Genomic DNA, 15325 nt, shown 5'->3' on the forward strand with positions numbered 1-15325 from the left:
GTGCTCCTGGTCTTGGAATATTAGCATGGATTATAGCAGGTATAATGACAATAACTGCAGGTCTTACTGCTGCAGAATAGGGGGGATATATTTTGTTTATTAGAAAAGAGGACTTTAATGAAGTTAAAATCATTCCTTCTATTTTAGTCTATTTACTGATGAACTTTGGAATAATTTTTGTAATAGAAATTATAGATGATAGCTTCTTAGATAAGAATACTAATGTTGTTCAATTGATTATAGATTGTCTATTTATTCTATATTTATTTTTTAAGTTTGGAGTAAATTTTCGTAAACTAAATAAACTAATACATGATTTTATTGAAAAAATAAACATAAAAGAAATCTTAAACGTTGTATTTACACAGATACTAATTTCTTTGGGTACTACTCTTTTGATACTAGCTATTGTATGTTTTATAGATTTAGATATGGCAAATTCACTAAATAGTTCTGGTGATGATATTTTCACAAATACTGTGTCTGTATTTATTTTAACTGTAATAACTGCACCAATACTTGAAGAATTGCTGTTTAGAGTGGTAATTTTTAAGAGATTATCAAGAATTTTTGATGTATATATCGGTATGATATTCTCATCAATATTGTTTGGAATCTTGCATGTAGAATTAGCTGTTGTAGGTGCTATTATTTTTGGTATTGCAAACTGTATTTTATATTTAAAATATAGAAATATATTGATACCTATGACTGTGCATTTTCTAAATAATTTAATTGTAAGTATACCTTCTTTGTTTACAAGTTCAGATTCTATCACTGGAGCCGAAAACAGTCTACTTACACTTAGCGATGCTTCTTCATATTTAGTAGTCGGCATTATCACTCTTATAATCGGATTAATTTTATTTATAAGATTTATAATACAAAATCGTAAATATATCGAAAAAGATGCTTTTGATATGAAAACTTATAAATTTGATAGTCTTTTGTAATTATCTTAAATAAAATAAAACCGTAGTTTGTACTACGGTTTTATTTTATGGCTTTACTATACTCCATTTTGTCTTTGTAATACTTCTATTTTCTGGGTAAAAGTCAACTTCTACTCCATCCATAATTACAAGCACCTTACCAGGAAGTATAACATTTTTGCTACTTCCTTTAGATGCAATCCACTCATGGTTGGATATATTTTTTAGCCCTAATATACTCCTGTTTTTTACATTTTGTACTACTTTTCCGATTAATTGCGTTGGTTTTATATCTTCATATCCAACTATGCTGTTTATAATTTCAGTACCTGGAAGTAAATCCAATATTTCATATTCATTTGCTCCACTTGCATATGAATATGTTATTTGTAGTTGATGTTGTACTTTAGGCTTTTTGACAGGTGTCTGTGCCTTGTCTTTATCTATAATTATTATCTTTTTCTTTTCCTCAAATCCCTTATTTGAATCAGCTATTACAACTCTTTCTGTATGCTTAGAATCTTTTTCGTTTTCGTTTTTCTCTAATTTATTATTATTTTTATTTTCAATAGAGTTTTCACTAAATTCTAGTATTTGCTCATTATTATCATTTGGCCAGTCTATAATATCCTTAAACTTAATTAACTTTTGTATAAATGTAGTTTCATCTATTCGTAACTCCAGATTATTTATTCCATCAACAAAACTTTGGATAAAGACTATTTTTATATCATCTGTATAAACTTCATTCCAATCTTTTATCAATTTTGAGTGTATACCACGCACAGGCATATTACTTTTATCTTTGTAGCTATAAACAAATATCGGCTCTTTATACGCATTTAATTCGTCATTTTTAGTATAATAAACCGTATCTATTACTTTACTTCCTTCAAATGGATTACTGTCAAATAAAATCTCAAATAATAAAAACGCTAAACTATGCCTGTCAGTATTTATATTGGCTCTACTTTTATTGTTTAATATTTCTGGAGCAGAAGTTTTTTCATAATTAATGTCATAATTATAAGCGTTTTGTTCAACTATCTTTTCTGTATTTTTTATCTTACACTCATTTTGAGGAGTTATAACAATATCATTTAATGTTATAGAATTAAAGCACTTTTCTTGTTTATGAATGTCTTCAAATAATTTGCATACTTGAATACAGAGATTTAATTTTTCACTAAGATTGCTAAATTTCGTGTTTTCATATATGTAAGTTTCTTGTTTTTCTTTATTGATATTATTAGTTTCATGTATATTATTAATTTGATTTTCTTTATCGATATTGTTTTCTTTTTGAACATCATTTAAGTTATTAAAATCAAGTTTTAGATCTATATCTGTGGTTTCTGATTTCTCAATAGATAATGTATTTATCTCTAAATCTATTCCCCATTGCCTTTGTTGTTGCAATTTTTCCATCTTTTTAGCTTTTTGCCCATTTATAATATCATCAATCGAAATCTTACTTTTCTTTTCTTCTTTTTCGTTTATTTCTTCTTGATTATTTTTATTTATATATAAGTAATCATCATCCAAATCATCTACATAAATAATTTCTTCGTTTGTTATTTCATTATTTTCTAATCTATCAGTTTGTTTATCATTATCAAATTCATCTGTTCTTTTTTCACTATCCATCAGCTCCACCTCCTGCCCTTATTTTTCTTTTATATTTAAATCAATTTCTAAAGTTGAAGATATTTCTTTTCCTCTTCTTTTAATTTTATGTGTTCTTCTTCTCTTCGCTTATCCTCAATATTTTTATTCAGTTCTTCTTCTTTTTCTTTATCTATTGTTTTGTACTTTTCTAGTAATGAGTCTATTTCCATTTTTCTACTGTCTATATGTTCTTCTTGAGATGTTATCTTACTCAATTCTTCTTGTATCTTTTTTATTTGTTCTTCTAATAGATGTTTTTGCTCTTTTAAATCTATATTTAACTTTTCTAACTCTTGTTTTTCACTGGCTAACTTTTCTATATTTTCATTGTTTTCGTTTTTTTGACTCAAAATCTGCTCATTATTTAATTCAAATATTTTTATCTTTTCTTTTGAATAATTTATTTCGTTATCTATTTCTTGTATTTTTTTCATATTTTCAAGATTTTTTATAATTCCGTCATAATTATCACTATTAAAAATAATCGACATGGAGATATCGTCTTGACTTCCTTGTTTTGATTTTTCTTCAAACTGCTCTCCTAGTTTTTCTTCCATATTTATTTTATCATCAATTGTATTTAAAGAACCTAACTCAGTTGCTATCGAATAATTATAATCTAAAAAATCTTTCTTATCTATAAATGAGTTATAAAGACCTGATGTTGATATCATAATCGCAAAAGGCATTTCATCAGAAAAATATGTAGTAAAGTTATTGTATGCTTCATCATCACTTAATGTTTTTTTATGATTTTTATTTTCTATATTATCTATAGGTGTATTCATCTTCCCATTTTTATCTATTACTACAAAACTTCCATCTCCAATTAAAAATCCAAAACTACATTCTTGACTCATAACACCTACAGACAGCGTAGTATCATAAATAGAAGATATGTTTTCAATATCAAAATCATTATCTAAGTATTTATCTATTTCATTTTGTGTAATTGGGTTCATATCTACATCTTCATTTATTTTTATATGCCATTTTGATATTGTCATTTTTATGATTCTATTTATAAGATATTGTTTATCATAATTATAAGCTTCAACAAATCTATTATAGTCATTCATATATTCATAAATACTTTCCTTTGCTGCCTCTGCTGCAAATTGTGACCCTCTATCACTTCTAAAATGCTTTTGAGAGCTATGTCCATCTGCCACCGCTGTCATAACATAATCTTTTCTCTCTAAATCCAATTCTGTATAATCTTCACATTCTCTCCCTTGATTTATATGTATTTGACCTGTTGTCACAGCACTAATTCCATTTAACAAAATCTTCACCTCCTATATTTTCTATTATATACAAAAACAGGCCCAACTTTTTAATAAGTTGAGCCTATTTATATATTGCAATTTATTATTTTCTTAAATCGATATTTTGGTCTTTTACTGTAGCCATTTCTCTTATTTGATTAGAATATTGTGATTCAATATGTACCATGTCGATAAATTCTTGTACTGAATTGAACCCACCTAACATTTCTCTAAGTGAAATTGCTCTGTTTGCAGTTTGTTCATTTACTCCAGGAAGTTTTAATAAATCTTCCTTTGGGCAAAAGTTTATATTTATATTGTTGTCATCTACACTTTGATACTCTGTAGTTTTATTATAAGATATATAGTTACTACTATGGAAGTTATGATGATCTTGTTCAAAAGCTTCATCATAATTTTCATTTTCAAATAAACTATCACTTGGATTATTTGAAATTGTATCGTAGTCTCTATACTCCATATTTGAGTGGTATGTGCTATCTAAATGTGTATCATTTCCACTACCTTTTATATAATCTTTTCCTTTGTAGTGTCTTCTCACATCTTCTCTGATTTTGTCTAAATCTTTATCTTCTATTCCATTAGTAAGAATATAATCTCTTCTTATTAAGTATTCTCTTCTCACTAAAAATGAGTGAATAACACCTACTAATAAACTCACCAACCATACTAAAACTGCAACAGTTGATGCAAAACTAATAGGATCTGATACAATGAAAAATATAGATAAAATACCTACTAATAAGTATAATACTCCTGCTACCTTCCATTTAGTTGTTCTAGCCTTTGTTCCTATATATATGAATGATGCAAAAGAAAATCCAATGCATGAAAGTACAATCCACCACGAATTAAGAATTTCCCAGATTAAACCTCGTCTTGTTACTGACATATTTTCACCCTCTTAAGTAATTATTCTTTTTAAAATATATAGAAATTTTATTCATTTTATAACACAATTATATCATTTATAAGAAACTAATATTTTATTTATTATATTTATTTTTATATTTGTTTTTCTTCTCTTACTTGTTTATTCTCAACTTTATCTATAAGCCATTGACCATTTTCTTGTATAACGATAAATTCCATATATTCTTTTCTAGATTTAGTTATTTCGCCTTCTTTTATGTTACTTTGAACGATTATGCCTACTCTATACTTTCCGCCTTCATCTTTCATGTTATCTTTAGTATATCCGATAACTTCTGTAGTTTTGTTTGAGCTTTGAGCAAGTGTATTAACTAATTCATTATGTAATTCACCTTCTGGAGTTATAAAGTTTTGTAAATAAGATATATCTCCTTTATTTGATGCATTTGCATAATTAGCCCAGTACTCTTTTATAACTGTATCAACTTGACTATTTAAATTTAAATTTTCATTATTGTCGTCTTTTTGTATAGTTATATTAATATTGTATATTTCATCTCTATTATATAATATTCTAAGAGTAGTAGAACCTTCTTCTTTAGCTGATATTTTGCATTTATTTTGGTATCCAGATATATTAGCTAAACTAGTGTCATCAATTGAGTAAGATAATAAATCATTATTTATATCTTTACCTTTTAAAGTTACTGATATTTCAGCTTCGTTATTTAGTTTTAATATATATCCGCTGTTTTCTTTTTCCATATTAGTTACTTGGATTTTGTCTATAGCTATAGCATTATTTTCGTCGCTATCTCCATTAATATCACTAAAGCCTATATCTATACTTTCTATTTTTTCTCCACCGTAATATACATTTATCGTCGTATTTCCATTTGACATTCTTATCAATTCACATTTATTATATGCGATTTTTCTATAAGTACAAATAGATGGATCATCTAATGCGTAAGATACCTTTTTTTCATCTATTTTACCAGATTTACTGCCTTCTAGCGTAACTGTTAATGTAACATCTTTTCCTTCATCAAATGTATATATATCATTTTGTAATTCGTATTTTTCACTAAATTCTATATTCGATACACTTACATCTCCTGGGTCTGATAATAATTTATATCCAAAATATCCTGCTACTAATAATATTGGTATTAATAAAATCCATAAAAATCTCAGCTTACTTTTCTTTTTACCTTGTGGATAATCATCCTCATCATAATATTCTTCGTCTTCATCATCATAAGCTAGTTCATCTTCTTGTATGTTATGAATTTCTTCACTACTTGCTATATCTTCAGCTAATATTGATTGTTTGCTTTGTATAGATTTATCTTGTGATATTTTTTCATTTCTTTTTACTTCATATTCACTTAAGTTATCTATTTCTATATCACTCCAACCTAAAGCATACGATATATTATCTAGAATATAGTCCTTTCTTAGACCAGTAATATAATATTTTTCAAATATTTCTGTTGCCTTTTCTAAAATTTCTTGTCTACTTTGGTCATCTGAGCTCTTTCCTTCAACAAAGACTTTCATAATTCCTGAATTAATCGAATCTATTATCCAATTTATCTCAATTTCAGATTGAGGAATTAAATCTGCTAAAATAGCTTCTACCTTTCCGGGATTTAAAAGTGTATTTTTTCCAAAGTTATCAACTATATATCTTAGTGCTAAACTTAAGTTTCTTGCTTTTATGGTTTCCGCCATATTTTTTTATCAACTCTCTCTCTTTTATTTTCTAATTTATATTATTACACAAATAGATATTTTTTGCTATATTGACAAATTTTAAATTCTAACTATATAAAAATTTGTATAAAATAAAACTAGCCTGTATTGTTTTATACAAGCTAGTTTTATTTATCAAATTATAAAAATATAATTAACTTATTTTAAATGGTATTACAGAGTTTAGAAGCCTTTGAGCATATTCATTTTCTGCAAATGCTAATCTATCACTTGAAATCTTTTCTACTATATTTCCTTGATATAAAAATAAAACTTCATCACATAAATTGGCAACTGCTTGTAAGTCATGCGCAATAAATAAATATGTCATATCCAATTCTTTTTTCAAGTCTTTTAACAGATCTAAGACTTGGGCTTGTATAGATACATCTAATGCACTTATCGCCTCATCTAATACTAAAATTTTAGGTTTTGTAGCTATAGCTCTTGCTATGCATACACGTTGTAGTTGGCCACCACTTAATTCATGAGGATATCTATGTATTAAATTTGCTGATAATCCTACTTTTTCAAGTAATTCTACAACTACATTATCTAAATTTTCAGTTTGACGTAAGGCAACTAGCGGCTCTGCAATAACTTGCTTTATTGTAAATTTAGGATTTGCAGATGATGTATAATCCTGAAATACTACAGTCATTTTCCCTGGATTTTCTTTTATCCACGATTTAACCGATTTTCCTTCTATAGTAATTGAACCTTCATTTGGTTTTTCAAGGCCTAAAATTAAACGACTTAGTGTACTTTTCCCACTTCCACTCTCTCCAATTAATCCTATACATTGACCTTCTTCTATTTCAAAATCTATTCCTTTTAATACATGTAATTTATCTTTTTTGAAAAATCCTCCACCTATTTTAGAATAGCTTTTATGAATTCCTTTGACTTGTATCATCTTACATTACCTCCTCTTTTTTCATAGATTGTATAAATGATTCTGTAAGATGAACACGAGTGTCTATTAAGTACTTAGTATATTCATTTTCTGGATTTCTAAATACTTTTTGTGCAGATCCACTTTCAACACAAATTCCGTCTTTCATAACCAAAATCTCTGTCGCTAAATGTTGAACAACACCTAAGTCATGTGATATAAAAATAAGCGATGTTTGAGTAAGTTCTCTAAGTCTTATAAATTCCTCTACGACTTCCTTTTGATTTATTGAATCCAATGCAGTCGTTGGCTCATCAGCAATTATTATATCTGGTTTCATCGCTAAAGCTATAGCAATCATACATCTTTGTAACATTCCACCTGAAATTTGGTGAGGATATTTTAATATAACTTGTTCTGGTTCTCTAATTAACATTTTTTCTAAGGAACTTATAGCTAAATTTTTAGCTTCTTCTTTTGATAAACCTAAATTTTCTACAAATGTCTCTATCATTTGATATCCAATTGTATAAAGTGGGTCAAATGAAGTCATAGCGTCTTGAGGTATCATACATATTCTTTTTCCTCTTATTTTTCTTAATGTATTACCTTTTAATCCAACTAACTCTTGTCCATCAAATAAAGCACTCCCTGTTATTTTAAGCCAAGGATTAGTAAGACCTAATATAGCCTTTACCGTCATGGATTTTCCACTACCACTCTCTCCGACTATTCCAAGACAAGAATTCTTTTTTAATATAAAATTATTTTTCTCAACAACTACTTCTCCATTTTTTGAATCAGTTATAGTCAAATCTTTCACTTCTAACAAATTCATTATTCATTCACCGCCTTTTTCTTATAACTTGAATGTTTTGGATTGAATGCATCTTGTAGACAATCTCCAAAGAAATTAAATACTGCTACAACTGTTAATATGGCCACACCAGGTATCATCATTTGACTTGGATGTAACATAAGTACAGTTTTCGCCTCATTTAGCATCATTCCCCACTCAGCTGTAGGTGGTTGAACACCAAGACCCAAGAATGACATAGCTGATATATTAAGTATGATTCCACCTACATCTAATGTAGCAAGAACTGCAATTTCGCCTAATGTAGCTGGTAATATGTGTTTTGTTATAATATGACAAGTACTACAACCTGCAACTTTTGAGAATCTTATATAGTTTTTGTCATTATATTGTATAACTATAGATCTTATCATTCGTGTATACCATGCCCATTTTGCTATAATTGTTGCTATAACAAGGTTTTGCATACCTATGCCTAAAACTCCAATTATAGAAAGAATCATAACTTCACTTGGAAAAGATAGCATTATATCACAAATTCTCATTATAACTTCATCTACCCAACCTCTAAAGAATCCTGATATAATACCTAATACACTTCCGATAAATATAGTAATTGCCATTGTATATAATGAAACAAAAATAGTTGTTCTCGCTCCATACATCATTCTAGACAACATACATCTTCCTAATTGGTCCGTTCCTAGAGGATATGCAGCAGACATCGCTGCAAATTTATTAGTTACATCAATTTCTGCCGGGTCATGCGGAGCTAAAACAGGAGCCCCTATAGCAACTATAACAAAAGCTGCTATAACTATCATACAAAATACTGCTATTTTATCTGAAAATAATCGTTTTAATACTGACATCTCTTTACTCCTTTCTCATTCTAGGGTCAATAGCCACAGAGAAAATATCTACTAATAAGTTACATATTACGAATAATACTGCCATTAAAAGTATATATGCTTGTATTACTGGAAAATCACGATTGAATATTGCATCTACGCATACCCTTCCTACTCCAGGCCATGCAAATATATTTTCTACCATTACTGTCCCTGCTATAAGCTTAGGAATAGACATACCTAAAGCTGTTAAAGATGATTGTAAAGAGTTTTTAAATATATGTTTTATTATAGTTGTTTCTTTAAGTCCTCTTATCCTAGCATAATAAACATAGTTTTCATGCTTATTTTGTACCATGTTATTTCTTATAAGTCTTACATAAGTTGAAATATAAGAAAGTGCCAAGGTTATCGCTGGAAGAACTATAGAGCTAGGTCTTTCCATACCACTAGTTGGGAATAAATTCAGTTTTACTGAAAAAATCCAAATTAATAAAAGACCTACCCAAAAACTCGGCATAGCTGTTCCAACAAAAACTAACGCTCTTGCTAATTTATCTCCAAATGACCCTTCATATACAGCACAAAGTATTCCTACTAATACACTAAAAACTATTGTAATTAATAATGCTAAAAGAGCTAATTTTATAGTATTGGGAATAGCTTGTCCTATTAAAGTTGCAACTGGTTTATTATTAACGTAACTATTGCCAAAATCCCCTTGTAAACTATCAGTTAACCAAGTTACATACCTTTCTATATAAGGTTTATTAGTTCCCAATTGTTCTTCCATAGCCCTTACTGCTTCTTCTGTTGGAACTATTTCATTTACACGAAGTGCAACCTCAGCAGGATTACTAGGACTTAAACTTATAAGAGCAAACGATAAAAATGAAATTCCTATTAAGATAGGTATTACTGTTGCTAATCTTTTTAATATGTAATCTCTCATATTATCCCTTTCCATAATATATATAATTTTTTAGGTAAATTTATTTAAATATAAGCAAAAAAGATAGCAATTAGCTTTTCCAATTATTATTTAAATATTTTCTATTTAATATAATTTTTCTAATTAATAATAAATAGAAGGGATTATAAAAATCCCTTCTTCAATACCATTTAATGCTGTCTTATTTTTTAGTCTTGTTCAAAATACATTTTTTCAAATGGTATTTCATATTGTGATGGGTTAAATGTTACACCTTTTAAAGCTGTTGTATGAACTGCTTTTGTTCTTGAATAACTTATTGGTATATAAACTGCTTCATCATGTATATAAGTAAGTACTTCTTTATACATTTCTGTACGTTTTTCTTCACTTGGTTCTATCATTAAGTCAGTTATAGTTTGGTCAACCCATTCTTTCTTTTCCATACCTACTTGAGCTTGGTAGTCACCATGTGCTGGTATTCTCCAAGAAGATAAGTAAGATTGAGGGTCATATGGTGTACCCCAAGATAAAGAGTATTGTAAATCGAAGTCACCACTTTTTTGTCTATCTAAGAATGATTGTTTTTCTTCTCCAACTATATTAAGTTTTACACCTATTGCTTTTAAGTCAGATTGCATATACTCACTGATTGTTCCTTCTTGAGAGTTATCTGAATTGTAGTATATAGTTATTTCAAATTTTTTACCGTCTTTATATCTATATCCGTCATCTCCCATTTTCCATCCAGCTTTATCTAATAATTCACCAGCTTTTTCTTTATCATAAGAACGAACTTCTAAGTCTATATCACAGTAAGGAACTGTTTTTGCCATTAATGTGTCAGCCACTTCTTCTGTACCGTTTAATACACCATCTACTATAGCTTGTTTATTTATAGCATATTGTAAAGCTTGTCTTACATTTTTATCTCCTGTTATAGCTTGATGAGCATTTAATAATATTGCTCTTGATGCTACTGGTTCACTCATATCTGTTACATATTTTCCTTCAGATTCTAATTTTTTGTATGAATCCATATCTATTTGGTCACCATCAGCTCCATATAATAAGTCAACTTCCCCTTTTTCAAGTGCCATTAATATTGTTTGAGCATCTGGCATAACTCTCCATTTAACTTCTTTTACTTTTGGTTTTTCTCCCCAATAATCTTCATTTGTATCGAATATAGCATATTCATTTTCTTTATGCTCAGATAATACATATGGACCTGTTCCTGCATATCCACTTACACCGTTTTTAGTTTCACCATCTATAAAACATTTAGGTGATATCATTCTAAAAGGACGAACTAAAGCTAATTCTGTTAATGTTGGATAGTATGCATGTTTTAATACTAGTTTGAATGTAAATTCATCAACAACAACATTTTCTTCAATTTCATTAACCATATCTAACCAAGAATGTCTTTCTATATTAGATACTATAGCATCCATATTTAATTTTACTGCTTCTGCATTAAATGGTTCCCCATCAGTAAATTTAACGTCTTTTCTTAAGTGGAAAGTATATTCTTTTCCATCATCTGATATTTCCCAACTTTCAGCTAAGCATGGTTCTATCCCCTTTTCAGTTTCTTTTACTAAAGATTCAAATACCATGTTTTGTGCTGACATTTCTCCCCCATAAAGATGTGGATTTATATCCCTAATATCTTTTGTACAAGCGTATACTATTTGATCTTTATTTTCAGTACCTTCCCCTGCACTACTACTACTGCATCCTACTGCCGACATGCATATAAGTGCACTAAGCGACAGAGCTAAAACCTTTTTTAATTTTTTTAGTTTCATTTAAATTTTCCTCCCCATTTTTTACATTTCCACGCAAAAAAAAATTATGAAAATTTGCATAGCAAAGTATGCATCAATAAATATGCATCTTTGCACTGTAAAATTTTCATAATTTTATTCTCAGTTAAAGTATTTAATTATAAATATAATATAATGTTAATATTATATGAATACGTGTTCATATAATATTATAACAAATTATTTTCCAGCGTCAATACTTTTTTTACCATTTAAGTAAAATTTTTTTCAATACTAAATATAGCATCCTAAATAATATAGGTTTTTATATTATTTTAATCTCTTTAAACCATTTCAACTCTTTCAACAGTAGTCTTTTTTATCCAACTGCTTTTATAGTAGTAAATACTCATTGCTATATTAGTAAGTATCCATGTTAGTGGATAACTTGCATATACTATTCTTACATCTTTCACAATTCCCATCATAACAACAAGCCAACCTACTCTAAATCCGCACATACATACAAGACCTATTATCATAGGTACAAAAGTCTTTCCTGCACCTCTAAGTACACCTGATAATATTTGGTTCATTGCATATATAAAGTAAAGTGGTACGATAAACATTATAAATTGTGAACCGTATTTTACTACTTCTTTTTCTTCTGTGAATATGTGTAATATAGGAGTTTTAAATAACATTATTATTCCACCAATTAATACTGTCATTCCTACACACATTTTCATACTTAAAGATTTACCTTTTTTAACTCTTTCAACATTTCTAGCACCGATATTTTGGCCTATGAAGTTGCTCGCTGCCATAGCAAGAGCATCTATTGGCATGTATATAAATCCTTCTACTTTATAATATACAGTAAGTGCTGCCATTACATCTAATCCAAATAAGTTTACTTTTGATTGTACAATTATATTTGAGAAACATACTAAAACAGATTGTAATCCTGTTGGTACGCCTATTACTAAAATATGTTTTAATATTTCTTTGTCTATTTTTATTTTACTTATATGAAGTTTGTATACTTCATTAGTGCTAATTAATTTTATCATTATTAAAACTGCAGATAATGTTTGTGATAATGTTGTTGCTAGGGCTGCACCCATTACTCCCATATTAAATACTATTATAAATACTAAGTCTAAGATTATATTTAATATCCCTGCTGCACCTAAATAATAAAGTGGCGTTTTACTATCTCCCATAGCTCTTAGTATTCCTGTTCCCATGTTGTAAATCATCATAGGAATCATACTTAAGAAATAAACTCTAATATATGTAACTGCATATCCTATTACATCGTCAGGAGTATTTATCATTTTTAAAATAGTTTCCGCACTTAATAAACCAACTATCATTAATACTATACCTGATATAAAACTAAGCCCCATTGTTGTATGAACTGTTTTGAATACTTTTTCTTCGTCGTTTTCTCCAAAAGATTGTGATAAAACTATACTAGATCCATTTGATAATCCTATAAAGAAGTAAATCATAAAAACAACTACTAAGTTACATGTTCCAACAGCTGCCAAAGCATTAGCTCCCACAAACCTTCCAACTATCGCCGTATCTACTGTATTGTATAATTGTTGAAATAAGTTTGAAATTAAAATTGGAATAGAAAACAATATAAGTTGTTTTGAAATACTACCTTTAGTCATTTGTGTTACTGCCATTTTTCTCCTCCTTTATATTCCCACAAATTAAATTTATTTTTAATTAATATATTGTATCACCATATAACAATTTTCATTAAATGAATACTTGTTCATATATTATTTTACAATATAATTTCAAATTTTAATATTCTAATTTGTTATCACAAAAATCAGGAGAGTATTTCTATTTTAGATACTCTCCTTTAATAATTTATATTAATTTTATTTTTTCTCTACTACTACTGTAAACATTGGTGTTGCTGAATATCTCACTTGTTCTTCTTCATTAAAAACTCTTTGATTTATATTTTCATCTATTCTAATTATATTAAATCCAAATTTAGATAAATTATTTCTATCCCATTCAGGTCTTTTTTCTTTTGAAAGTGGAAGTCCATAAGATACATTAGTTAAAGAAACATTACTCACAGCATATTCAGGATCCTTTTTATAAATTTTTTTATACTTAATCTCTGCATCTTCTCTATCTTTTCGGGCTTGTTCATCGTATAAGTATAAATACCAATTTGCATCAAAATAAACCATTCTTCCGTCTTTTTTTAGAATTCTTCTACAACCTTTGAAGAAATTTTCTATATCTTGCAAATTCCAAGTTACATTTCTAGATATAATTAAGTCGAATGTCTCATCTTCAAATTTAAGATTTTGTACATCCATACTCACAAAGTTTACATCTACATTATAATTTTTTGCATTTAATCGTGCTTTTTCTAGCATTGCTTCTGTCATATCAACACCTGTAACATTATGCCCTGATTTTGCCATCAATATTGAAAATTCTCCTAGTCCACATCCTATATCTAGAACTTTTAAACAACCTTTTTTATCAACATTTTCTAATATGGTTTGTGTCCAAATTTCATTTTGACTACATTGTAATTCCGCATTATTTTGTTCTGAATAAGTTTGTGAACGGTTTGTCCAATATTTTTTTATAGAATCTGATATATAATCAGAATTTAAATCATAATTTTCATCTGTTTTTTGTGCACTAATCATAAACATAGGAGTAGCCCCATATAATAATTTTTCTTTTTCATCCCATACTCTATCTATTATATTTCTTTCTACCAATAAATTTTTAAATCCTATTTTACTCAAAGTAATCTCATCCCAGCGTGGACGTATTTTATCTTCAAGTGGAAATTTATCTGTTACTATGTATTCTTCTGGACCTTCAAAAGAACTATATGTATTTCCATATTTCTCTATACACTGTTCCCTTCTTTTATCATTTTCTATTTTTAAAGCATTATCATATTTGTATAGAAACCAATTTGCATCAAATATTAATAATTTTCCTTTTGGTTTCAATACCCTGTACCATTCTCTATACGCTTTTACTGGTTCAATCAATGTCCATGTTACATTTCTATTTATAATTAAATCAAAAGTATTATCCTCAAAATCTAAATTGTGACTATCCATCTGAATAAATTTAGGACTTACATTATTTTCTTTTGCATTTAATTTTGCTTGAACTAACATGTTTTCACTACAATCTATCCCTACTACATTATGACCTGCCTTTGAAAGTATTATTGAAAAAAATCCTGGTCCACATCCTATATCTAATATATTTAACCCCTTTTTATCACCAATTTGTTCTTCAATTAATTTTATCCATGCTTCTGACCTAAAGCTTTTTAATTCATCCTTGATTATCTTGTTATATCCATTTGCATGGTATTCCCATTCTCTTTTTACCTTATTTATTAATTCCAATTTAACTCACCCCTTTAATTCAATTTATAAATAAAAAAATCCATGAATGTATAAGATGTTCACATCTTTTCCTTCATGGATTTTTTCAACTATTTTATTTTTTTAATTTAT

At 28.1% G+C, this 15325-nt stretch carries 12 protein-coding genes; 1 reads left to right on the top strand and 11 read right to left on the bottom strand.

The window, feature by feature from the left end; genetic code table 11:
* Nucleotides 1-92: 92 nt before the first annotated feature.
* Nucleotides 93-953, top strand: a complete 861-nt coding sequence (locus I4U58_RS07835) for a type II CAAX endopeptidase family protein (protein ID WP_195930741.1) — start codon at nt 93-95, stop codon at nt 951-953.
* A gap of 45 nt (nt 954-998) precedes the next feature.
* On the opposite strand, the gene I4U58_RS07840 is transcribed toward I4U58_RS07835, so the two are convergent.
* The 11 genes from I4U58_RS07840 to I4U58_RS07890 all read right to left on the bottom strand — a co-directional run bounded on the left by I4U58_RS07840 (nt 999) and on the right by I4U58_RS07890 (nt 15214).
* Complete coding sequence (locus I4U58_RS07840; protein WP_195930742.1) at nt 999-2579, bottom strand: hypothetical protein; 1581 nt, start codon at nt 2577-2579, stop codon at nt 999-1001.
* A gap of 47 nt (nt 2580-2626) precedes the next feature.
* The gene (locus I4U58_RS07845) at nt 2627-3886 is read right to left on the bottom strand and encodes a protein phosphatase 2C domain-containing protein (protein ID WP_195930743.1); all 1260 of its coding nucleotides are present in this window, start codon (nt 3884-3886) and stop codon (nt 2627-2629) included.
* Nucleotides 3887-3971: 85 nt separating this feature from the next.
* Nucleotides 3972-4781: a helix-hairpin-helix domain-containing protein gene (locus I4U58_RS07850; RefSeq protein WP_195930744.1), complete on the bottom strand. Its 810-nt coding sequence runs from the start codon at nt 4779-4781 to the stop codon at nt 3972-3974.
* Between the two features lie 113 nt (nt 4782-4894).
* The gene (locus I4U58_RS07855; protein WP_195930745.1) at nt 4895-6499 is read right to left on the bottom strand and encodes a hypothetical protein; all 1605 of its coding nucleotides are present in this window, start codon (nt 6497-6499) and stop codon (nt 4895-4897) included.
* Between the two features lie 175 nt (nt 6500-6674).
* Entirely contained in the window at nt 6675-7436 is a 762-nt protein-coding gene (locus tag I4U58_RS07860) for a dipeptide/oligopeptide/nickel ABC transporter ATP-binding protein (RefSeq protein WP_195930746.1), read from the bottom strand.
* Nucleotide 7437: 1 nt separating this feature from the next.
* A complete protein-coding gene (locus I4U58_RS07865; protein WP_195930747.1) occupies nt 7438-8253 on the bottom strand; it encodes an ABC transporter ATP-binding protein in 816 nt (271 codons plus the stop codon).
* Nucleotides 8253-9104: a nickel/cobalt ABC transporter permease gene (gene opp1C / locus I4U58_RS07870; protein ID WP_195930748.1), complete on the bottom strand. Its 852-nt coding sequence runs from the start codon at nt 9102-9104 to the stop codon at nt 8253-8255. Before opp1C ends, I4U58_RS07865 begins: the two co-directional genes overlap by 1 nt.
* A 4-nt stretch (nt 9105-9108) precedes the next feature.
* Nucleotides 9109-10035, bottom strand: a complete 927-nt coding sequence (gene opp1B, locus I4U58_RS07875; RefSeq protein WP_195930749.1) for a nickel/cobalt ABC transporter permease — start codon at nt 10033-10035, stop codon at nt 9109-9111.
* Nucleotides 10036-10223: 188 nt separating this feature from the next.
* On the bottom strand, nt 10224-11828 hold the full coding sequence (gene nikA / locus I4U58_RS07880; protein ID WP_195930750.1) for a nickel ABC transporter substrate-binding protein: 1605 nt from the start codon (nt 11826-11828) through the stop codon (nt 10224-10226).
* Between the two features lie 302 nt (nt 11829-12130).
* Nucleotides 12131-13486 (bottom strand): MATE family efflux transporter, encoded by a 1356-nt coding sequence (locus I4U58_RS07885; protein WP_195930751.1) that lies wholly within the window; start codon nt 13484-13486, stop codon nt 12131-12133.
* A gap of 204 nt (nt 13487-13690) precedes the next feature.
* A complete protein-coding gene (locus I4U58_RS07890) occupies nt 13691-15214 on the bottom strand; it encodes a class I SAM-dependent methyltransferase (RefSeq protein ID WP_195930752.1) in 1524 nt (507 codons plus the stop codon).
* Between the last annotated feature and the right edge of the window lie 111 nt (nt 15215-15325).

Source organism: Clostridium sp. 1001270J_160509_D11, assembly GCF_015667935.1.
Lineage (GTDB): Bacteria > Bacillota > Clostridia > Peptostreptococcales > Peptostreptococcaceae > Intestinibacter.